Raw genomic sequence first — 21,207 nt, 5'->3', positions numbered from 1 at the left:
ACGAGCTTATAATATTTCAGTCCGATGACAATATTCTGACAGCGCCCGTGCATGACGGGCGCTGTCGATGTTTCAAAGATCAGGCAGCCTTGACCTTGGCAGCCTTGCGGCGCTTGACGTCCGGCGGCGTAGCTTCATCGACCAGCGAGGCAAGTGCCTCGTCGAGCGACATGGCCGTCTGCGCTTGCGAGCCGAGGCGACGGATGTTGACCGAACGCTGCTCTGCTTCCTGACGGCCGCAGACGATGATCACCGGAACCTTGGCAACTGAATGCTCTCGGACCTTGTAGTTGATCTTTTCGTTGCGGAAGTCGGTTTCGACCTGCAGGCCGGCCTCGCGCAGCGCTTCCGCAACCTCGCGACCGTAGTCGTCGGCATCAGACGTGATGGTTGCAACGACGACCTGCGTCGGCGCGAACCACAGCGGCATATGGCCCGCGAAGTTTTCGATCAGGATGCCGAGGAAACGTTCCATCGAGCCGCAGATGGCGCGGTGGATCATCACCGGCTGCGTCTTTTCCGAGTTCTGGTCGATATAGAAGGCGCCGAAACGTTCCGGCAGGTTGAAGTCGACCTGCGTCGTGCCGCACTGCCATTCACGGCCAATCGCGTCCTTCAGCGTATATTCGAACTTCGGACCGTAGAACGCGCCCTCGCCCGGCAGGATGCCGGTTTTGATGCGGCCGCCCGACTGTTCCTCGATCGTCTTCAACACATCCGTCATCACGCTTTCGGCGCGATCCCACAGAGCGTCGGTGCCGACGCGCTTTTCAGGACGCATGGACAGTTTGACGACGACTTCCTCGAAGCCGAAATCTTCATAGACCGACAGGATCAGCGCGTTGATGCGCAGGCATTCCGCCGCCAGCTGTTCGTCGGTGCAGAAGACGTGCGCATCGTCCTGCGTGAAGCCGCGCACGCGCATCAGGCCGTGAAGCGCGCCCGAAGCTTCGTAGCGATGCACGAGACCGAATTCCGCAAGACGGATCGGCAGTTCGCGGTAAGACTTCAGACCATGCTTGAAGATCTGCACGTGACCCGGGCAGTTCATCGGCTTCAGCGCGAAGACGCGGTTATCCGCCTCCTCGTCCTTCGGGTGAGTGAAGGCGTAGGCGGATTTTACCGCGAACATGTTTTCCTGGTACCAGCCCCAGTGACCCGAGGTTTCCCAAAGCGAGGCGTCAAGCACCTGCGGTGCATTGACCTCTTCATAGGTGCCGGCCAGACGGCGGCGCATATAGGCCGTCAGCGTCTGGAACATGCGCCAGCCCTTGCCGTGCCAGAACACCACGCCCGGACCTTCTTCCTGGAAATGGAAGAGATCCATTTCGCGGCCGAGCTTGCGGTGATCGCGCTTTTCGGCTTCGGCGAGAACGTGGAGATACTGGTCCAGTTCTTCCTGGGTCGCCCAGGCCGTACCGTAGATGCGCGTCAGCATGGGCTTGGTGGAATCGCCGCGCCAGTATGCGCCGGCAACCTTCATCAGCTTGAAGGCAGTGCCGATCTGGCCAGTCGAGGCCATGTGCGGACCACGGCAGAGGTCGAACCAGCCGCCCTGATTGTAGATCTTCAGCTCCTGGCCTTCCGGGATCATGTCGACCAGCTCGACCTTGTAGGCCTCGCCCTTGTCGGCAAACACGTCCTTCGCCTTTTCGCGCGACCAGATCTCCTTGGTGAAGGCGGCATTCTTCTGAATGATCTCCTTCATCTTCTTTTCGATCTTCGGCAGATCTTCGGGCGTGAAGGGCCAGTCTTCGCGGCTGTCCGGGTGGACGCGCTTGAAGTCGTAGTAGAAACCGTTCTCGATAACCGGGCCGATCGTCACCTGGGTGCCAGGCCACAGGTCCTGCACGGCCTCGGCCATGACGTGAGCGGCATCGTGGCGGATGAGTTCCAGCGCGCGCGGATCGGTGCGCGTGACGATCTCGATCTTGCCATCGGTGACGGGATCGGAGAGATCGCGCAACTCGCCATCGAGCGCGATTGCGACGGCCTTCTTGGCCAGCGACTTGGAAATGGATTCGGCAACGGCAAAACCGGTCGTGCCCGCGTCGAACGCGCGAACGGAGCCATCGGGAAATGTAAGGGAAACGGACATCTGAATTCTCCTGTCCAGTCCCGCCAACGAATGCGGGTGGTCAAAAAAGGACCGCGGCGGCTTTGGCCGAAGCGGCATCGAACGCGTGCGTGATAGTCAAAAATCGCGGCGGAGTAAAGATTACGAGGCCTTTCGGCCCCAGCGCCAAAGCCGCCACGGCATCCATTGCCGATAACCGGCTTCAAGCGCTTCCGGCACCGGATCGAGCCCGCTCGTGCCGCCTGGCCCGCAACGCGCGACGCGAAACAGCGTCAACCAGAAACCGGACCAGAAACCATGTCTGGCGAAGGCTTCGTAGCCGTATTCGGAACAGGTCGGGATATGCCGGCAGGAATTGCCGATGAAGCCGGAGAGCGTCAGCTGGTAGAGACGGATGAAACCCATTCCGAACAGCCGCCCGGGCGTCTTGCGGAACGGGCCTTGCCAGTTGCGAGAGAAGCGTGGTGCGGGCTTTTCGTGGTTGCAGTCGGGGGAGTTGCACATCAGGCGTCGTCGCCGGAGGCGTTTGCCTTGCGTCCTTCGTTTGCGCGCGTATGCCCCCCTCTGGCCTGCCGGCCATCTCCCCCACAGGTGGGGAGATCAGCTGGGCGCGTGCGCTCGACCTTCCGCAAACCTTGCTTGACTGCGAGTAGGAGCGCTTTGTTTGGCAAGACGCCTGCAGCGAGTCGATCTCCCCCCTTGTGGGGGAGATGGCCGGCAGGCCAGAGGGGGGCGGCCACGGCAACCAACCTCAAGCCTCCAGCCTGTCCGCCTGCCTCGCCTCGATCTGATCGATTGCATCCACGACAGCATCGAAAGTCAGCATGGTCGAAGCGTGGCGGGCCTTGTAGTCTTTCACCGGCTTCAGATACCGCATATCCTCGAAACGGCCGGAAGGCCCCTCGCCTCCATCCTTCAGCATCGCCAGCATGTCGAGGCGCGCCTGACGCAATTCACCGGCTGTCGCGCCGACAACATGCAGCGCCATGATTGCCGAAGAAGCCTGCCCGAGCGCGCAGGCCCGCACCTCGTGGGAAAAATCCGTCACCACACCGCCATCGAGCTTGAGATGGACCCGCACTTTCGAGCCACAGAGCTTGGAATGCTTCTCGGATGTCGCATCAGCGTCAGCAATCACACCGGCGCGCGTGATATTTCCGGCGAACTCGAGGATCTTCTGATTGTAGATGTCGTCCATGCGATGCGTCCGTTTCGTCTCAGTTCGCTGTGGTGATCCGGTGAACGGATCGTCACGTAAAGGCTCTTGGGAATGGGCCTGTATCTGACTATATGTGATGCCTCGAAGCGATGATCAATAAAACAGGATTTTGCCAATTTTGCGCGTCAGCGGAAGAGAATACCTTGTCAAAAGCCCCGCCAGCGATCAGATACGGGCTTTGAGACCGGCTTGAACGGCGCAAACTCGCGTAGGCGAGCCGTCGGAATGCTGATGATGACACACCCGAATGTATGTCGGATGCGGCCTTGAACCGCATCGGGAGACAATAGATGGATGCGATTGTGAAGAATTTTCCGGCCGGCGGCCAGGAACAGGTGAAGGACAAGGCACAGCAGCCGATTCGTCCAACCCAGCAGGAAGCCGAAGAGGCAGTCCGCACGCTGTTGCGCTGGGCAGGTGACGATCCCGCCCGCGAAGGCCTGCTGGACACGCCGACGCGCGTTGCAAAAGCCTATCGCGAACTGTTTGCCGGCTACGAGCAGTCCTACCAGGAAGTGCTCGGCCGCACATTCGAGGAAATGTCGGGCTTCGACGATATCGTTCTGGTGCGCGACATTCCCTTCTTTTCCCATTGCGAACACCACATGCTGCCTATCAAGGGCATGGCGACGGTCGCCTATCTGCCGAACGGCCCGGTCCTCGGCCTGTCGAAGATCGCTCGCGTGATCGAAATTTTCGGTCGCCGGCTGCAGACCCAGGAAAACATGACGGCGCAGATCGCCAATGCGATCCAGGACACCCTGAAGCCGCGCGGCGTTGCCGTGCTCATCGAAGCCGAGCACATGTGCATGGAAATGCGCGGAGTGCAGAAGCAGGGCTCACGTACGCTGACCACCACGTTCACCGGCGAGTTCAAGACCAATCCGACCGAGCAGGCACGTTTCTTCACGCTTGCCCGCAACCGGTGATCCGCACAGGTATCTGCCATGAACATTTCAGAATTCCCTGCCCCCTCCGCCGACAAGGCCGAGCTTGAGGGGGCGGGCCTCTTCACGCCGCGTTTCGACGATAACGGCTTGATCACCGCCGTCGTCACCGATGCGCGCGACGGCGAACTTCTGATGGTCGCACACATGAATGCCGAGGCATTGAAGCTGACGGTTGATACCGGCATCGCCCATTATTACAGCCGCTCGCGCAAATCGCTTTGGAAGAAGGGCGAAACCTCCGGAAACCTGCAGACCGTCCACGAGATCCGTACCGATTGTGATCAGGATGCAATCTGGCTGAAAGTCTCCGTTGCAGGCCATGACGCGACCTGCCACACCGGTCGCCGCTCTTGTTTCTATCGGGCGGTAACAAAAGATGACGACCGTACCATCCTTGAAATCAGGGACGATGCGCGTCATTTTGATCCTGAAGCCGTGTATTCCAGCAAGCCGACCGAATAGGTAACCCGTCCCGTTCTGATCCAGCTGCCGCCAGAGTAAACGCTTTCGAAACCATCCGATGCGTTAATTAGCGATTACGCAGTGATCGGCTCAGGAGGGTATGGATCAATGCTGAACTGGACTTGGAACCGTTCGGACCGTCAGGCCGCGTCGCAGGACACTGTTACGGCTGGCGTCGAAAACCCTTCGCCCCCGGTTGTGATTGCCCCTCCCCGTAAAGCAAAACTTTCGCTTGCGCTTGGCGGCGGTGCAGCCCGCGGCTGGGCGCATATCGGCGTCCTGCGGGCGCTGGACGAAGCAGGCATCGAGGTCGGCATGATCGCCGGCACCTCGATCGGCGCACTGGTCGGCGGCTGTTATCTCTCCGGCAAGCTCGACGAACTGGAAGCATTCGCCCGTTCGCTCACCATGCGCCGCATCGCAGCGCTTCTCGATCTTACCATCGGCGGCGGCGGGTTGTTCGGTGGCATGCGGCTCACAAAGCGAATGCAGGAACATCTCGAAGGCTTGGCAATCGAAGATCTCGATCGCCCATTTGTGGCGGTTGCGACCGAACTTCTGACCGGACACGAGATCTGGATCTCCAGCGGCTCGCTGATCACCGGCCTGCGCGCATCCTATGCGCTTCCCGGCATCTTCGAACCGGTCAAATGCAACAATCGGACACTGGTCGATGGCGCATTGGTCAATCCGGTGCCGACCTCCGTCTGCCGGGCCTATGAGCAGCCGCTCGTCGTCGCCGTGAACCTGAACTACGACGTCTTCGGCCGCTCGGCCGTGGTCAAGCACAACGCGAGCGTCCAGACCTTCGACGAAGTGATCCGCGAACGATCCGACGAGGCGAAGGTCGGCGTCACCGGCACGATGGTACAGGCTTTCAACATAATCCAGGAACGCATTTCGCGCGCCCGCCTGGCCGGAGACCCGCCGGATCTAGCACTTCATCCGCGCCTGAATGATATCGGCCTGTCGGAATTCCACCGCGCGGGTGAAGCGATCGAGCGCGGTTATGAAGAAACCATGGCGCAGATCGGCGCCTTGAAGCGCATGCAGGAGGTCTTCGCCCGCTAGAAACGGGCGAAGCAGTTTTCAATGAACAAAGCCGCGCCTCAGCTGGCGATATAGGCCTTCATCTGCTCGGCCTCGAGCTCGACTTCGCGCATGCGCGCCTTCACCACGTCGCCGATGGAGATAATTCCGGCAAGCTTTCCATCGGTTTCGACCGGTACGTGACGGAAGCGGCCGGCAGTCATCATTTCCATGACCTCTTCCACCGTCTGCTCTTCACGACAGCGCGTCACGCCTGTTGTCATCATTGTCTGAACCGGCTTTTCGAGCGCGGCAACACCGTGGGTCGCAATCGTCCTGACCAGATCACGTTCTGTGAAGATACCGGCGATACGTCCCTCCAGACCGGCCACCACGACGGCACCGATCTTCTTTTCGTTCAGAACCGACGCAACCTCCAGCAGCTTCCGGTCTGGTTCGACCGTCTGAACTGCGCGCCCTTTGGCATCAAGCATCATCTTCACGGTAGTCGACATGCCTTCTCCTTACCAATCCACATGGCCAATCACCGTGCCGAACATCTCCTCCTCCGAGACTTCCGGCACTTTCTCCATACATCTGGAATTGTAGATCGGCCCCGAGGCGAGTTCAAGCCGTGGCAGTTACAGCTCACGGTAGCGAATTGGATCAAAAAGCGAGAACAGCAGAAAGCCGAAAAGAAAACCGCCTATATGGGCGTCCCAGGCGATATCACCCGCATTGCTGCCAATCAGCGGCAGACCGACGGCTACGAGAATATTTCCCAAGAACCACATGGCCGTGAAAATAACCACCGTGCGATTCGAAAACGCACCGAGGATCGATTGGCGAGGATAAAGATGCCCATGGGTGCGATCGTAGCCGCCGCCATCGGGAAAGGCGAAACGGCAGGAGGCCCCCATCAGCGCCGAGACCACACCGGACGCACCGATCAACAGGGTTTCCTCACCCCAGTGAAGGCCGGCATGAAAGAAAGCAGCTGCGGCTGCGGATAAAACCCAGAAGATCACGTAACGAACGGCACCTATGCGCCGAACGACAGGCGTGCCGAACGCCGCGAGCCATAATGCATTGAAGGCAATATGCTCCACACTACCGTGAAGAAGCGAATAGGTGACCGGCGTCCAGAGCCATTCATATCCCTGCTCCGACAACGGAAAGATGTAGCGGATAGGGGTAAACGCCAGCGTGACGATAAACTCGGCCTGCGCGTCTGCGCTCAGCAGATACTCCTGGACGATATAAAGCGTGGCCAGCAGAACCATGCTGGCGAGAAGAATGCCCGGCATATTGAAGACAGGCTGCCTCTCACGCCTACCATTCTGCGCGAATGCATCCTCTTCGGGGGCCATGTCGGGCCTATCGTCCATGGCCAATCCTTCCGTCATCAGCAGTGAATCAGGAATACAGCAGCGTTCGGGGCTTGAAAAGCCGCGCATACGGGCATGCGACACGCCGCATGGGTTCGCCGTTACACCACCCATGCCAACTGGCACGATTTTCGCTGGGTAAAGCCTATCCACACGGTTCCGAGGGGCATTCTGGATCATAATCGAACAGGACTGACGCATGCTACATACGGCAACACAAGAAATCTTTAACTACTGGAACGGCTTAAGAGGCAGCCGGCCGGCCCCCTTGCGTTCCCAGATCGATCCGTCGGCTTTGCGCCGTTTTCTGCCACATCTGTTCATCGTCAATTCGACCGTCTCCGACAGGCCGACTTTCGCGCTTGCCGGGACACGCATCTGCGAACTTTTCGATCGAGAACTGCGTGGCCTCGACTACACGTTCATGTGGCTCGGTGCGCAAGACGATGAGCCGACGACAATCCTCAAACATGTCCTGTTCTACGAACGCCCCGCTTTGCTCGACATCAGATTGTCGCATGACGGGCAAGATTACGCCCATGACCTGCTTCTGATGCCTATCCGTTCACAGGGATATCGAAGCGATCGTGCGCTCGGGGCGCTCGTGCCGCATGAAACCCCGCTCCCTTTCACCGCCGTGCCGGTACGGGGCCTGGCTTTTGAAAGCTGGGGCTTTGTCAAACCGGACGGGACGCGACCAACCATCAGCGCCGACAGCAATGTTTCGACAGCAATGCCGATCACCTTTTTTCGCCGACTGGTCGGGCAGAAAGCCGCCCAACCCGGACGATAAGTCCGGGCGCCGGGACAACCATCTGTTAACTGCCTAATGTTATCTATCTGGTTCAGCATCAGCTCAGAGCCAGACATACTAACATGTATTCCTTCCAGCCGGCACAGACCCAGCAGACGCACGCGATCGCTGCCCAGCGCTCGTTTCAGCGCGTCGCGGTCAACGTCGAAGGACGTCTCATGCTGGCTGATCATGAAGAATACCCCTGCACGGTTATAGACATGTCGCCCGGCGACGTGAACTTTGTCTGCACCGGACAGCCGCGCCTGAACGAGCGCGTCATAGCCTATCTCGACCATCTTGGACGACTTGAAGGCAATGTGATCAGCCTCACCAACGATGGCTTTGTATTGTCAATCAACGCCACCGAGCGAAAGCGCGAGAAGCTGGCAGCCCAGCTGACCTGGATTGCCAACAAGCACGAGCTTGGCCTGCCGGAAGATCGTCGACACGATCGCCTGATGCCGCGCAACACGCTGACTGAACTGACTCTCGAAGATGGCAGCCGCTATTCCTGCCGCCTAATGGACCTTTCCTTGTCGGGCGCAGCTGTCGATGTCGAGATCAGGCCGGTCATCGGAACCCCGGTGCGACTTGGCAATATGCGCGGCCGCGTCGTCCGCCATTTCATGGAAGGCGTCGCGATCGAATTCGCGTCGGTCCAGTCGCGCGAAGCCCTGACGGAATTCCTCTGACGCGTTTCGCGAGCATCCAGTTTGGCTCGCCCCATCTCAACTCTTCGCTTTAAAACTTAAAGCACCTCACCACAGCAAGGCTGCCGCCCATCTGCGCGACAGCGCCTTAATCTCCCGATATCATTTTCAGCCAATCGGTCGTTCGTTTCCACGTCCGAAATCGACACGAAAACGGCGGCTCCCCACGCACTGCCGTCCGAAAATCGGTCAGTATCAAAAAAATGTATCTTTTCGGGATTTTTTTCCAGGCAATTTTGAAGGCCTAGAAGGGCGTTTTTGCGCGCCGTCAGAGCAATTTGAACTGCATTTTCGAAGCCGGTCGGAGCATACACATCCCAACCGCCTTACGATTGGCGAGAGCACGAACAGACTGACGTGATGAGACTCCAGAGACTTACGAGAAGGTCGGCCGGATTCGAGTAGAATTTTAGCTAAATTTGCCGCGAATTTTCGTCGTCTTTTATTCAAAAACAACGCGTGTTTTATTCGGTTTTTCGTCAATATCTATTACAATAAGCGATTGATTTTACGTCGCTATTTTGCGTTCACTCAAAGGCTTTCCGGCATTGTCTCACCAACCACGGGGAGACAGAAAAATGACGCTTCCGAAAAGACTTGCACAGGTATTCCTGACCGCCGCCATCGCACTCGCAGCTGCCGCACCATCGCTTGCAATGCCGGCCGGTGCCATGCGCGTCATCGGCAAAGCGAGCCCGCCGATCGGTCATTACGAATTCTGCAAGACCTATGTCAGCGAATGCAAGCCGCTTAAGGGCGATGCCGGCCCCGTTGCGCTGACGGAAGACAATTGGCGCACGCTGCTTGACGTCAACTACACGGTCAACACAGACATCACCCCGATGACCGACCAGGAACTTTACGGCGTCGAGGAGTTCTGGACCTACCCAACGACGGCAGGCGATTGCGAGGACTTCGTTCTCCTGAAGCGCAAGATGCTGATGCAGAAGGGCTTTGATGCATCGGACCTGCTCATCACCGTCGTGCTGCAGCCGAACGGCGAAGGCCATGCCGTCCTCACCGTCCGCACCGATCGCGGCGACTACATCCTCGACAACATGCGCAACAAGGTTCTGCCCTGGATGGACACGGAATACACCTACCTGAAGCGTCAGGACACGGTTGATCCGTCGCGCTGGGTCAAGCTCCAAGATGGCCGCGCCATCGCCGTGGGCAGCGTCAGCCAGTAAACCGACCTCAACGAATTCACCGAAAATTAACCCTGCCCGCGAGACTATCGCGGGCAGAGGCGTTTGGACCCCGTATCCTGTTCCGGTCCCGCAAAATCACATCTGGACACGGGACCGACCATGACACGCCGCGCCTCAGCGCAGCCGCAGGAAGACCTGCCACTCATTTCCGATCGATTTCTGCAGCGGCTGACGCTGGCCACGATCCTGCTTGTTGCAATAACCCTTGCGATCAGCATCGGTGGCCGCTGGCTTGGTCAGCGCATGGCGTTGGGCGGCCACTCGGAAAGCAGCGCCATGCTGGCCGTCACCATCGGTGAAGACACGCTGCAGGTTCCTGAAAACACGATACGCTTCGCCGAACAGCGTCGATCCGGACTGGCAGAGCGCATCGACCTCTACCTCACATGGCCGGGCATGATGGGATACGGCCATGATCGGCGAGACAGTTTTGACAATGTCGAGCGCTCCGACCTGCTTATCTTTCTGCAGATTTCCCAAAGCACCATGTCGAAGGACATGTCCGGACGCCTGGAGCCTATCTACACCCAGCTGTTTGATGGGCCGCCGATCGCTTACGGCCATGGACTGACGCTTCATCGCCTCAAGAACACGAGCGGCTACGGGGAAGAGGTTCTTCTGACGGCGGAACGCCCTGGCAAACAGCCCTTCGTCGTACGGTGCCTTTTACCGTCTGCCACCGGGCACGCCACCAGCGGCGATTGCCAACGGGATGTACATATCGGCAGCGACCTGACCACTCTTTATCGATTCTCGAGCAGCCTTTTGAAGGACTGGGATCACATTGATGCCGCAGTTCACTCGTTTGTCGACGCGCGGCTTGACGCCACCGGCAGCAACTCCGCTTCGAAAGGCGACTAAAATGCTTCAAATCGAAGTAAGTGGCCGTTCATCATAAACCTCTTGGTAACGCTGTTCTCCTAGATTGCTTCACTAGCAATCCGGGGTGGGGGCACGTCCGGATCTATTGAAAAATGACAGAATCGATGAGTGCGGCAGTGTTGAAAACCATGTTCCCGGCGTCTCTTCCCAAGGGTGCAGTGAAAGCGCAGGCAAAACGCCTCGGATACTTCATCGCAATTGCGTTGTCGTTATCCGCAGTTGCGCAGCCGGCGCATGCGGATCCTAAATATGCGGGCATCGTTGTCGACGCGAAGTCGGGCAAGGTGCTTTACGGTGAAGATCCGGATGGCCTGCGCTATCCGGCATCGCTCACGAAGATGATGACCCTCTATCTTACATTCGAGGCACTTGAAGCGGGTCGATTCTCGATTGATTCGAGAGTCCCTGTTTCGGCCAATGCCGCCAAAGAACCCCCGTCCAAGCTCGGCGTGCGCGCCGGTGGCTCGATCACCGTAGACCAGGCGATCCGTGCCCTTGTAACTCGCTCCGCCAATGACATGGCAACGGCACTCGGCGAGTATGTCGGCGGCTCGGAAGAACGTTTCGCGCAGCTGATGACCAACAAGGCCCGCGCGCTCGGCATGACCCGAACAACTTACCGCAATGCAAACGGCCTGCCGAACACGGCACAGATGACCACCGCCCGCGACCAGGCCCGCCTTGGAATCGCACTGCGTCAGCATTTCCCGCAGTATTACGGCTATTTCAGCATCCGCACCTTCCAGTTCGGCAAGCAGACGATCGGCAATCACAATCGCCTCGTCGGTACGGTTAAGGGCGTAGACGGCATCAAGACGGGCTACACCCGGGCTGCTGGCAGCAACCTTGCCACTTCAGCACAGCTCGACGGACGCTCTATCGTTGCCGTCGTGCTCGGCGGCCGCTCCAGCGCCGCCCGCGATGCGACAATGCGCAAGCTGGTTGCAGAATATCTGCCCAAGGCTTCCCGCGGCGGCAGTTCCAACCTGATCGCGCAGACCGCTCCCTCCGTCCCCGCGACACCGGTTCCGCGCACCCCCGCAGTAATGGCCGAGGTATCGGAAAGCCGCCAGGTGGCTGCACTCGACCTGCCCAATAGCGGCCCGATGCCCGATGCCCGTTACGAACAGCGCGAGCAGCGTCCGACCGCACCACTTGCCGTGCCGAAAGTAGCAGCTTCCGCCTCAGCCTATGCTGGCGAAAGCGCGCAGAGCAAGTCCGCCACCCAGGCCCTCGCGGCAGTCACTCCTCAGGCATCGCTGCCGAAGCGCGAAGCCGCCGCAACCAGGCGTGACCAGCCTTCGGAACCTGTCGATCAGGTCACCACGGCTTCGACCCGCACTAGTGCATCGGCTTCCGCCATGTCCGGCTGGGTTATTCAGATTGGCGTTTCTCCGAGTGAGAAGATGGCTCTCGATCTCCTGCAGAATGCGCAGGATAAAGGCGGCAAGGTATTGCGTTCCGCCAAACCCTTTACGGTCGCCTTCAGCAACAAGGGCGAACAAATTTACCGCGCCCGCTTTGGTGGTTTCGACGATCAGAAGACCGCGGTGGATGCCTGCAACGTCTTGAAGAAGAAGGGCGTGAGCTGCTGGGCGTCCATGCAGTAACGGTGAGGGCCTATGGCCCTCGCCTCAACACCGGGCCGCAAATGGCCCGGCGAAATCTCGAAATGTAATGTGTAAACGGGGTTTCCGATGGGAATGAATGAAAACAGCGCCAATCTCGGAACGGCTCATTTGTCCAGGGCCAGGGGCGTGGCACTCAATCCGCTTCACGAAGCGGCTATGCGGCTGGCCGGTCTCGGCCTGACCCGCTCGAAGGAAAAGACCCGGGATCTGGTCTCTCTTCTCCTGAGCCATGGCGCACGTGCCTGGCGCCAGTCGCAGCCGGAAGCAGGTATCCACCTGCATGTGGCAGCACATTCCGGCCGTGTACCGGTCAGAATGAGGCTTCCGGCTAAAACTGAAGTTTAAAGCAACCCCAGATCAGACAGTTCGCGGCGCAGGTCTTCTGGAAGCGCCGCGACATCGTCGCCCAGCGCACCGAGATCGCGCGGCTTTTCCTCATCCTTCAGATAACGCCAGCCCTGAAACGGTCGCTTCGGCTGCGACGCGGTCTCTATCACTTCCGGGCCGAGAACCAACTCGCATCTCTGAATGCCGTCGCCACCGGTAAAGGTGCGCAGGTCGAGCAGATTTTGCCGCGCGGAAACCTGCCCCTTGATCACCCAATAGAGAGAGCCACCGTCGAGCAGCTCTTCCACGCGCTTGGGAACCATGCGGGTCGTATGGATGCTGTGCGGCTCGAGGCCGGCAGCCATCGCGGTCAGGGATCGCTCGGAAACCCAGTCTCTCAGATCCTGGATACTGTCGGCGCCGACGCAGAGCTTGATGAGATGAAGAGCCATAATTGGCTTGAAGACCCGCCAAGGCCGCCAGTCAAGTCAAATCCCGACCGGGTCCACAGCGATAAGCGCGTTCAGCACTCCACCACATTGACGGCAAGGCCGCCGGTGGAGGTCTCCTTGTACTTCTCGCTCATGTCGTTGCCGGTCTGGCGCATCGTCTCGATACAGGCATCGAGTGGCACGAAATGCGTGCCGTCGCCCTTGATGGCAAGCGAAGCGGCGGTCACGGCCTTGACCGCACCCAGCGCGTTTCGCTCGATACAGGGAACCTGGACAAGACCGGCGATCGGATCGCATGTCATGCCGAGATGGTGCTCGAGCGCGATCTCGGCGGCGTTCTCGATCTGCTCCGGAGAGCCACCCATAACGGCGGCAAGCCCCGCTGCGGCCATGGCCGCCGCAGACCCCACCTCGCCCTGACAGCCGACTTCGGCGCCGGAGATCGAGGCATTATGCTTGATGATGCCGCCGATCGCAGCAGCCGTCAGCAGGAATTCGCGGATATCGTCTTTCGTCGCATCCTCGTGGAAATGCAGGAAATATTTGAGCGTTGCGGGAATGACGCCGGCAGCGCCATTGGTCGGCGCCGTCACGACGCGACCGCCGCCGGCATTTTCCTCGTTCACCGCCATGGCGTAAACCGAGAGCCAGTCATTGGCGAGGAGGGGATTGGGCCTGTTGCTGCGCCATTCCTCGTTGAGACGATCATGGATCGCCCTCGCCCGCCGCTTGACCTTGAGCCCGCCCGGCATGATGCCATCGACCTTGAGGCCACGATCGATACAGCCGTTCATTGCCTCCCAGATCGCGTCTATACCCTCGTCCAGCGCCTGCGCGCTCGTGTGGGTCAATTCGTTGGCCCGCTTCATCTGCGCGATCGAAAGACCCGCGCCGTGGGACATCTCGAGCATTTGCCGGGCAGTCGCGAACGGATAGGGCACGTGATCGCCGCCGCCTGCGTCCTTCGTTGCGCGCATTGCCTCAAGCTCGGTATCGGTAACCACGAAACCGCCGCCGATCGAGTAATAGATCCGCTTGAGAAGCAACCGGCCATCCTTGTCGAGCGCCGAAAAGCTCATGCCGTTGGCGTGTCCTGGCAGAGCCTGCTTCTTGTCGAAGATCAGGTCTGTCTTCGGTTGGAAGTAATAGGCCGGATGACCGGGTGGCGTCACGCGGCCTGTCCGCTCCACCTCTTCGATGATCGCGTCCATCCGGTCCGGATCGACAGTATTCGGCGCTTCGCCCATCAGGCCGAGAATGACCGCCCTGCCCGTTCCATGCCCGATGCCGGTGAAGGCGAGCGAGCCATGGAGCGAAGCCTGAAGGGCGGCAACATGGGCACCGGCGGGACGCGGCCAGTCGTCGGACAGGATGAGGTCGAGAAACCGGTTGGCCGCCGACATCGGCCCCATCGTGTGGGAACTCGACGGGCCGATGCCGATCTTGAAAACGTCGAAGACGGAGAGAAACATGGAAGTCTACAATCCAGATACTGGCCAGATACTGGCTGCCCGATCAAACTCGGTCTCAGCCTATGTCATATGAGTGTGCCGTCATGTTGGCGATCCGACACACTATTGGACATCAACGACATGAGGCGCAGATCACATATGCTGTCTTGTCCTCAGATGCGCAAGTCCACATAAACTCTTGGCAGCGATTGATCGCTCCCCTTGCCGCGACGGATGAAACAACGCAAAAGTCGGATGATACGATTTCGGCTTCCGGCAGTTTTCCATGATTCTGGCAGATTACATTGCGCTCGCCCTCTTCGCCTTTCTGTGGGCGGCTTACTCCTGGTTTTCAGCGGGTTCGGGAGGAAAATATCTTCCACGGCAGAGCCTCAACCAGGCCATGGTCGAGCGAAGGCATCGCTGGATATACAATTCCCTGAAGCGTGAATTGCGGATGATCGATACGCAGATCTTCGCCGGATTGCAGAACGGAACTGCATTTTTCGCCACCTCGTCGATCTTCGCGTTGGGCAGCTGTTTCGCCCTTCTCGGCTCGACCGAGAAAGTCAATGCGGTCTTCTCTCACCTGCCCTTTGTCCCCTATGGCGGACAGGCCGTCTTCGAAATGAAGGTTGGCGGACTGGCATTTCTTCTCGGCCACGCCTTCTTCAAGTTCGGCTGGGCCTACCGGCTTTTCAATTACTGCACGATCCTTTTCGGCGGCCTGCCTATGACAAGGGAGGCCGAAGCCGACCCCGAGACGGCGCGCCGGGCCGCCGATCATGTCATCAGAATGAACATGATTGCAGCTAAGCACTTCAATTCCGGCCTCAGGACACTTTTTCTGTCGATCGGCTATCTCGGTTGGTTCGCCGGACCCTATGTGTTCATGGCAACAACGGTGATCATCATCGTGGCATTGGTCCGCCGCCAGTATTTTTCCGAGGCGCGGCTCGCCATCATGGAAGACGACTGAGGGATTTGAGAAGAGTGACTGCAGCAGACACCCCACCGCAGCCGACAAGCGAGCGAGCGCCTCGTATCCTGCTGATCGATACGCTTCGCGGCATAGCGCTGATCGCAATGGCGACCTATCACTTCACATGGGACATCGAGTTCTTCGGCTATGTCGATCCCGGCACGGCAACCCAGGGGTTCTTCCGGCTCTATGCCCGCGCGATTGCCAGCTCGTTCCTGTTTCTCGCCGGTGTGAGCCTGGTTCTGGCGCATGGTCGCGACATACGCTGGCCTTCCTTCTGGAAACGCCTCACCATCGTGGCAGGCGCGGCCATCGCGATCAGCATCGCCACGTTCTTCATCTTCCCGCAGGAATGGATCTTTTTCGGCATATTGCACAATATCGCCCTGTCGAGCCTGATCGGCCTGGCCTTCCTGCAATTGCCACTCGCCATCGCTTTCGCGGTACCGGTCGTGATCGTCGCCGCCATGATTGTCGATGCCGTTGTCATGCCCGGCATGCTGCAGTCATCGCTGTTTGAAACGCGCTGGCTGGCCTGGATCGGCTTTGCCGATTTCCCGCCGCGCTCGAACGATTACGTGCCGCTATTCCCTTGGCTGGCGGCGCTTCTGATGGGCATCGCAGTTACCCGGCTCGCCATTGTCCGCGGCTGGACCGGACGACTGGCAAAACTGCAGTCCACCGATACGATGCTTGCAAAGGCCGGCCGCCACAGCCTGATCGTCTATCTGGTCCACCAGCCGATCCTGCTTGCGCTCGTCTATCTCTTCTCGCTTGTTTCGCCGGCTCCGGCCCCTGATCCGCGGCTCGTCTATATGAACAGCTGCCAGCCTAGCTGCCTGCGAGAGACGGGCGATCCCGCTCTCTGCCAGCGTTTTTGCGGCTGCACAGCCGACAAGTTGATCGCGGAACAGTTGATGACACCGCTGCAGAACGGCACGATCAACGCGCAGGATAACCGGGTTCAGATCATGGCGCAGGAATGCTCGATCGACGCGCAGCAGCCCTGAGGCAATAAAGCCTCAGGTGCCGACGCCGATTTCGGCGAGACGCGTAAGGCAGGCTTCTTCGACATTGTCGAGTTCGGCCAGCGTTTCGTCGATATCCTTGCGCTTCTGGCGCAATTCGTCACGCTTCTCATCGACGCGTTTCATCAACAGCTTGAGCTGGCCCATTTCGCCGGGAGGTTCACGGTAAACCTGGATGATCTCGCGGATTTCGGAGATCGTGAAGCCGATGCGACGTCCACGCAATATCTCCAGAAGCAGGCGACGATCCGCCGCCCGGAACAGACGTGTCCGGCCGCGACGTTCGGGATGAAGCAGGCCTTCGTCCTCGTAGAATCGCAATGTGCGTGTCGATACGCCGAATTCGCGGGTCAGTTCGGTTATGCTGTAATATTTGTCCACGTAACTTCCTTGCTGTGACCCGCGAAAATAATTGACTTTTACGTAACAGTCAAACCGTGCCTATTTCAGCAACCATAGTGTTGCAAGGCCGAGGAAACTCATGAAACCGGTCATATCCGTGATTGCGGTCACGAACACCGCGGACGAAACCGCCGGGTCGGTCCCTGCCTTGTCGAGCAGCAGCGGTATCATCATGCCCGCCATCGCAGCAGCAAACATGTTTATCATCATCGCCGACGCAATCACCATTCCGAGGTGAGGATCGGCGAACCACCAGCCGGCCACAGAACCGACGACGGTGCCGAACAGCATGCCGTTGATCAGACCGACGCCCGCCTCGCGGCGCACGACACGCCAGGCATTATGGATGTCGAGATCGCGGGTGGCGAGCGCCCGAACCGTCACCGTCATTGTCTGAGAGCCGGCGTTGCCGCCCATGCCGGCGACGATCGGCATCAGGATGGCGAGCGCCACGATCTCTTCGATCGTCGCCTCGAACAGCCCGATGACGGATGCCGACAGGAAAGCGGTGACGAGATTGACCATCAGCCACGGCACGCGTGAGCGCGAGGTATCCTTCACCGAGTCGGACAGTTCTTCGTCGCCGACACCGGAAAGGCGGCGAATATCCTCTTCCGCCTCTTCCTGGATCACATCGACCACGTCATCGATGGTCAGCACACCGACGAGGCGGCCATTGTCATCGACAACGGCGGCAGACAGAAGGTCGTACTGCTCGAAGATCTGGGCCGCCTCTTCCTGGTCCATGTCGGCCGGGATCGGGTGGTTGGTTTCCCGCATGATCGTTTCGATCCGGATCTGCCGATTGCAGCGCAGGATACGGTCGAGATCGATGATACCGAGCAGCCGGAACGTCGGATCGATGACGAAGATCTGCGAAAAGCTGTCCGGCAGATTTTCCTCGTCGCGCAGATAGTCGATCGTCTGGCCGACGGTCCAGAACGGCGGCACGGCGACGAATTCGGTCTGCATGCGCCGGCCGGCGGAGCTTTCGGGATAATCCAGCGCACGCCGCAACCGCACCCGCTCGGTAAAAGGCAACTGCGCGAGAATTTCTTCGCGGTCCTGATGGTCGAGGTCTTCGAGAATATAGACGGCATCGTCCGAATCGAGATCGCCGATCGCAGCCGCGATCTGCTCGTTCGGCATCTGGTCGACGATCTCCATACGGATGGCTTCGTCAACTTCGGTAAGAGCCGTAAGGTCGAAATCCTTGCCGAGCAGTTTGACCAGCGCCAGGCGCTGGTCCGGCAGGATCGATTCGAGCAGGTCACCGAGTTCGGATTCATGCAGCTTCGCGACATTCTGGCGAAGGAAAAGCACATCGCGGTCAGCAATAGCTGCGCCGACGCGCGCCAGAAAGTCCGAGCGGATAGAACCGTCTTCGGAATAGATATCATGCTCCTCGCTGCCGGCTTTCCGGCTGATGAGCGTGTCGTTCTGGATATCACTCATCAACCGCCCTCGCCGTGCACGATTGCCACTGCCGGTACAGCGACGGAAAACATATAGTCAACAATCAGATAGCATGAAAGACTGAAGCAATTTTATCGACAGCCGCGAAACGGCTTTTTATCTGCATTTCATCATGGAGTGGCAGATCTGCCGCCATGTCACAACAAGAGAAACGACATGACCGTCCGCACCATTCTGAGCTATCCCGATCCGGGCCTTTCCATGATCTGCGAGCCGGTTTCAAGCTTCGACGAGACCCTGTCGAACCTCGCACAGGATTTGCTGGAGACGATGCGCGACGCCCCCGGCGTCGGCATCACGGCCGCGCATATCGGCGTATTCCAGCGCCTTTTCGTGCTGGAACTCTCTGCAAGCCAGGGACCGCTTTATTACGTCAACCCGGAGATCCTGTGGGCGAGCGACGAGACAATCAGGCATATGGAAGGCAGCGTTTCCATGCCGGGAGCGACCGATGAGGTGGAGCGCCCGCGCCACGTCAGGTTTCGTTACCAGGATCTGTCCGGCAATCCCCATGAAGAAGAGGCGAAGGATTTTCATGCGGTCTGCATCCAGCACGAGATCGATCAGCTTGATGGCATTTTCTGGCTGAAGCGGCTGTCGCGACTGAAGCGCGAGCGGCTGGTGAAAAAGTGGCAGAAGGAAAAATAGAATTTTCCCGCGAACCCGGCGAGGCTTCGCGCGTTACCCGCTCATGGTTGAACGAGGAGAAAGACCATGACGGAAACATCCAAGATCGAAGACAGCAAGATCGGTAGTGATGTTGCGGCACGCATTGCCTCATTGCCGGATATCGACACATCCGCGGTCGAACCTCATGTGAAGGGCACGACCGTCGTGCTGGAAGGCGCTGTCGACACAATCATGACGGCGCGCAAGGTGATTCTCGCGGCCGAAACGGTCGATGGCGTCCACGACGTGGAGAATCATTTGACCCTGACCGGCAACAGGGCAGGTCTACCGAACTAGAAACGAGCTCCGCGGTGCGCCGCAGGAACGAGACAGGGCACGGAGGCACCATGTCACCGAAAAAAGACATAAACGACATTTCCCGCGAAGAGGATTTTCGCGATTTCGACGACCGAAACCTGGATGACGGGTGGCCCTATGCCGACAAGCCCGGCCAGGCTGCCGGTCCAGTCGACAATGCCGCCTATGGCAGCACAAGTCCCGACGTGGAGACAGGCCGCAATCCCGGCTTTCTGATCGACGAGGCGGGTTTCGACGGGCTTGAAGAACCTCAGCGTGACAGCCTGCGGCCCGGCACGACAGGCCTTGAGAACTGGGATGACCTTGAGGAACGTGTCACCGACGCCATCGATGCGCTGGGGATCGTCGAAATGGACCTGATCGACATCCACGTGGATCGGAACAACGTTACGATAGAAGGTCAGGTCGATGATGCTGCGACTTCACATGGCATCATTGGCGCGACCCGGAATGTCGCTGGTGTAGGCAGGATCATCAACCACCTGCGTCTCGCCGGCGTCGACAGCCGCATTCCAGATGAGGACTGAACCAGTCAGCCGACCGAAAGCGAAATTTCCGGGCGCGTCTTCAGCGTATTGCTGACCGTGCATATTTCTTCGGCCATATGAACGATCTGGTGGCGCTCTTCTTGGGTGAAATCGCCATCGATCGTGATCGCAACGATGAAGCGCTCGATCCGATAAGGTTCTTCGGCTGACTTTTCACCCGTCACATCAGCCGAAGCTCCGTCAAACCGGTCGAGGACGGAGAGTTTGCTGGCCGCGATCCGTGCGCTCAGAACCAGGCAGGCGGAAAGCGACGCAAACATCAGATCGAGCGGATTGAACCCCTCTTCGGATGCGCCGGTCACGACACCGATCTCGCCGCCGGTTCGGCTCGTCACCTGCGGGTGACCATTTCGCTGAACCCTTGCCACAGCCCCGATCGGGCGCTTCTTGATTTTCAGATCGACCATTGTCTGCTTATGCCTTTTCGATGACCGTCGGCCCAAAAATCTCTTCGAAGGCCTCGCGGAGCCGAATATCCACATCCTCCATCAGCACAAGCATGCCGAGATCGACAAGGCTCGTCACGCCGTAGGATGTCACGCCACAGGGCACGATGCCGGAAAAATGCGAAAGATCCGGATCGACATTCAATGAAAGGCCGTGAAAACTCACCCAACGGCGCAGGCGAATGCCGAAAGCTGCGATCTTGTCTTCCGCCATGCTTCCATCCGGCAGGCGAGGCTTTTCAGGCCGCTGAACCCAGACGCCGACTCGGTCTTCGCGTCGTTCCCCGCGAACATTCATCAACTCTAGGGTCTGGATGACCAGCTGCTCAAGTGCCGCGACATAGGCGCGTACATCCTGACGGCGGCGCTTGAGGTCGAGCATCACATAGGCCACCCGCTGGCCGGGACCATGATAGGTATATTCCCCACCGCGACCGGTATCATAAACCGGGAATCGGTTCGGCTCGATCAGATCGGCGGAGTTGGCGCTGGTGCCTGCCGTATAAAGCGGCGGGTGCTCAAGCAGCCAGACGAGTTCGTCCGCCTTGCCGTCGGCAATTGCGGCGACTTCGCGCTCCATCGTCTGAAGCGCTTCTTCATAGGGCACGGGACAGTCCGAGATGCGCCAGCGCACCGGCGGACAGTGCGCGGCAGGGAACATCTGGTGGTCGAGATCGGTACGTGTCTGCATGACAAGCCTTCTGACAAGAAGATTGTAAATTTGCAATGCGCCTCTGAGGCCCGCAAAACAAG

25 protein-coding genes are annotated in these 21,207 nt (G+C 59.0%); 14 read left to right on the top strand and 11 right to left on the bottom strand.

Features of this window, described 5'->3' with window-relative positions; genetic code table 11:
- Positions 1-79: 79 nt before the first annotated feature.
- The 3 genes from thrS to GGE33_RS06090 all read right to left on the bottom strand — a co-directional run bounded on the left by thrS (position 80) and on the right by GGE33_RS06090 (position 3,275).
- Positions 80-2,098: a threonine--tRNA ligase gene (gene thrS, locus GGE33_RS06100; RefSeq protein WP_210303573.1), complete on the bottom strand. Its 2,019-nt coding sequence runs from the start codon at positions 2,096-2,098 to the stop codon at positions 80-82.
- A 120-nt stretch (positions 2,099-2,218) separates the two neighbouring features.
- Positions 2,219-2,581, bottom strand: coding sequence for a membrane protein insertion efficiency factor YidD (gene yidD / locus GGE33_RS06095; protein WP_183821590.1), 363 nt, complete (start codon positions 2,579-2,581; stop codon positions 2,219-2,221).
- Positions 2,582-2,828: 247 nt separating this feature from the next.
- Positions 2,829-3,275, bottom strand: coding sequence for an iron-sulfur cluster assembly scaffold protein (locus GGE33_RS06090; protein ID WP_148144817.1), 447 nt, complete (start codon positions 3,273-3,275; stop codon positions 2,829-2,831).
- A gap of 311 nt (positions 3,276-3,586) precedes the next feature.
- Here GGE33_RS06090 and folE point away from each other — a divergent pair, with 311 nt between their 5' ends.
- The 3 genes from folE to GGE33_RS06075 all read left to right on the top strand — a co-directional run bounded on the left by folE (position 3,587) and on the right by GGE33_RS06075 (position 5,779).
- Entirely contained in the window at positions 3,587-4,225 is a 639-nt protein-coding gene (gene folE / locus GGE33_RS06085) for a GTP cyclohydrolase I FolE (protein ID WP_183821589.1), read from the top strand.
- 18 nt (positions 4,226-4,243) lie between these two features.
- On the top strand, positions 4,244-4,708 hold the full coding sequence (gene hisI, locus GGE33_RS06080) for a phosphoribosyl-AMP cyclohydrolase (protein ID WP_183821588.1): 465 nt from the start codon (positions 4,244-4,246) through the stop codon (positions 4,706-4,708).
- 108 nt (positions 4,709-4,816) lie between these two features.
- Positions 4,817-5,779, top strand: a complete 963-nt coding sequence (locus GGE33_RS06075; RefSeq protein WP_148144820.1) for a patatin-like phospholipase family protein — start codon at positions 4,817-4,819, stop codon at positions 5,777-5,779.
- A gap of 38 nt (positions 5,780-5,817) precedes the next feature.
- Here the strand turns inward: GGE33_RS06075 and GGE33_RS06070 are convergent, their stop codons facing one another.
- Both GGE33_RS06070 and GGE33_RS06065 read right to left on the bottom strand, forming a co-directional pair.
- A complete protein-coding gene (locus GGE33_RS06070) occupies positions 5,818-6,252 on the bottom strand; it encodes a CBS domain-containing protein (protein WP_148144821.1) in 435 nt (144 codons plus the stop codon).
- A gap of 126 nt (positions 6,253-6,378) precedes the next feature.
- A complete protein-coding gene (locus GGE33_RS06065; protein ID WP_246435837.1) occupies positions 6,379-7,107 on the bottom strand; it encodes a rhomboid family intramembrane serine protease in 729 nt (242 codons plus the stop codon).
- 217 nt (positions 7,108-7,324) lie between these two features.
- On the opposite strand from GGE33_RS06065, the gene GGE33_RS06060 reads away from it, so the two are divergent.
- The 6 genes from GGE33_RS06060 (at position 7,325) to GGE33_RS06035 (ending at position 12,700) form a co-directional block, all read left to right on the top strand.
- Entirely contained in the window at positions 7,325-7,918 is a 594-nt protein-coding gene (locus tag GGE33_RS06060; protein WP_183821587.1) for a PAS domain-containing protein, read from the top strand.
- Between the two features lie 83 nt (positions 7,919-8,001).
- The gene (locus tag GGE33_RS06055) at positions 8,002-8,613 is read left to right on the top strand and encodes a PilZ domain-containing protein (protein ID WP_183821586.1); all 612 of its coding nucleotides are present in this window, start codon (positions 8,002-8,004) and stop codon (positions 8,611-8,613) included.
- A 596-nt stretch (positions 8,614-9,209) separates the two neighbouring features.
- Positions 9,210-9,821 (top strand): transglutaminase-like cysteine peptidase, encoded by a 612-nt coding sequence (locus tag GGE33_RS06050; RefSeq protein ID WP_148144824.1) that lies wholly within the window; start codon positions 9,210-9,212, stop codon positions 9,819-9,821.
- Positions 9,822-9,941: 120 nt separating this feature from the next.
- Positions 9,942-10,703: a hypothetical protein gene (locus GGE33_RS06045; RefSeq protein WP_183821585.1), complete on the top strand. Its 762-nt coding sequence runs from the start codon at positions 9,942-9,944 to the stop codon at positions 10,701-10,703.
- A gap of 149 nt (positions 10,704-10,852) precedes the next feature.
- Positions 10,853-12,334: a D-alanyl-D-alanine carboxypeptidase gene (locus tag GGE33_RS06040; protein ID WP_246435834.1), complete on the top strand. Its 1,482-nt coding sequence runs from the start codon at positions 10,853-10,855 to the stop codon at positions 12,332-12,334.
- Between the two features lie 87 nt (positions 12,335-12,421).
- On the top strand, positions 12,422-12,700 hold the full coding sequence (locus GGE33_RS06035; protein WP_183821584.1) for a hypothetical protein: 279 nt from the start codon (positions 12,422-12,424) through the stop codon (positions 12,698-12,700).
- On the opposite strand, the gene GGE33_RS06030 is transcribed toward GGE33_RS06035, so the two are convergent.
- Entirely contained in the window at positions 12,697-13,134 is a 438-nt protein-coding gene (locus tag GGE33_RS06030) for a DUF1489 family protein (RefSeq protein WP_148144827.1), read from the bottom strand. The genes GGE33_RS06035 and GGE33_RS06030 overlap by 4 nt on opposite strands.
- Positions 13,135-13,205: 71 nt before the next feature.
- Positions 13,206-14,606 carry an L-serine ammonia-lyase gene (locus tag GGE33_RS06025; RefSeq protein ID WP_183821583.1) on the bottom strand — a complete coding sequence of 467 codons (1,401 nt, stop codon included), beginning with the start codon at positions 14,604-14,606 and terminating at the stop codon, positions 13,206-13,208.
- A gap of 265 nt (positions 14,607-14,871) precedes the next feature.
- Between GGE33_RS06025 and GGE33_RS06020 the strand changes: the two genes are divergently transcribed.
- On the top strand, positions 14,872-15,564 hold the full coding sequence (locus tag GGE33_RS06020) for a DUF599 domain-containing protein (RefSeq protein ID WP_148144829.1): 693 nt from the start codon (positions 14,872-14,874) through the stop codon (positions 15,562-15,564).
- A 14-nt stretch (positions 15,565-15,578) separates the two neighbouring features.
- Entirely contained in the window at positions 15,579-16,577 is a 999-nt protein-coding gene (locus GGE33_RS06015; RefSeq protein ID WP_343062254.1) for an acetyltransferase domain-containing protein, read from the top strand.
- Positions 16,578-16,589: 12 nt separating this feature from the next.
- Here the strand turns inward: GGE33_RS06015 and GGE33_RS06010 are convergent, their stop codons facing one another.
- Positions 16,590-16,976 carry a MerR family transcriptional regulator gene (locus GGE33_RS06010; RefSeq protein ID WP_148144831.1) on the bottom strand — a complete coding sequence of 129 codons (387 nt, stop codon included), beginning with the start codon at positions 16,974-16,976 and terminating at the stop codon, positions 16,590-16,592.
- A 60-nt stretch (positions 16,977-17,036) separates the two neighbouring features.
- Positions 17,037-18,452 (bottom strand): magnesium transporter, encoded by a 1,416-nt coding sequence (gene mgtE / locus GGE33_RS06005; RefSeq protein WP_148144832.1) that lies wholly within the window; start codon positions 18,450-18,452, stop codon positions 17,037-17,039.
- Positions 18,453-18,629: 177 nt separating this feature from the next.
- Here mgtE and GGE33_RS06000 point away from each other — a divergent pair, with 177 nt between their 5' ends.
- The 3 genes from GGE33_RS06000 to GGE33_RS05990 all read left to right on the top strand — a co-directional run bounded on the left by GGE33_RS06000 (position 18,630) and on the right by GGE33_RS05990 (position 19,987).
- On the top strand, positions 18,630-19,121 hold the full coding sequence (locus tag GGE33_RS06000; protein ID WP_183821582.1) for a peptide deformylase: 492 nt from the start codon (positions 18,630-18,632) through the stop codon (positions 19,119-19,121).
- Between the two features lie 66 nt (positions 19,122-19,187).
- Positions 19,188-19,439, top strand: coding sequence for a BON domain-containing protein (locus GGE33_RS05995; RefSeq protein ID WP_183821581.1), 252 nt, complete (start codon positions 19,188-19,190; stop codon positions 19,437-19,439).
- Between the two features lie 50 nt (positions 19,440-19,489).
- A complete protein-coding gene (locus GGE33_RS05990) occupies positions 19,490-19,987 on the top strand; it encodes a BON domain-containing protein (protein WP_183821580.1) in 498 nt (165 codons plus the stop codon).
- A gap of 5 nt (positions 19,988-19,992) precedes the next feature.
- On the opposite strand, the gene GGE33_RS05985 is transcribed toward GGE33_RS05990, so the two are convergent.
- Together GGE33_RS05985 and lipB are read right to left on the bottom strand one after the other, a co-directional pair.
- Entirely contained in the window at positions 19,993-20,415 is a 423-nt protein-coding gene (locus GGE33_RS05985) for an OsmC family protein (RefSeq protein ID WP_183821579.1), read from the bottom strand.
- Between the two features lie 7 nt (positions 20,416-20,422).
- On the bottom strand, positions 20,423-21,145 hold the full coding sequence (gene lipB, locus GGE33_RS05980; protein ID WP_183821578.1) for a lipoyl(octanoyl) transferase LipB: 723 nt from the start codon (positions 21,143-21,145) through the stop codon (positions 20,423-20,425).
- Positions 21,146-21,207 lie beyond the last annotated feature (62 nt).

Origin of the sequence: Aliirhizobium cellulosilyticum (genome assembly GCF_014198105.1) — a bacterium.
GTDB lineage: Bacteria > Pseudomonadota > Alphaproteobacteria > Rhizobiales > Rhizobiaceae > Neorhizobium > Neorhizobium cellulosilyticum.
This window is presented reverse-complemented; position numbering and strand designations above follow the sequence as displayed.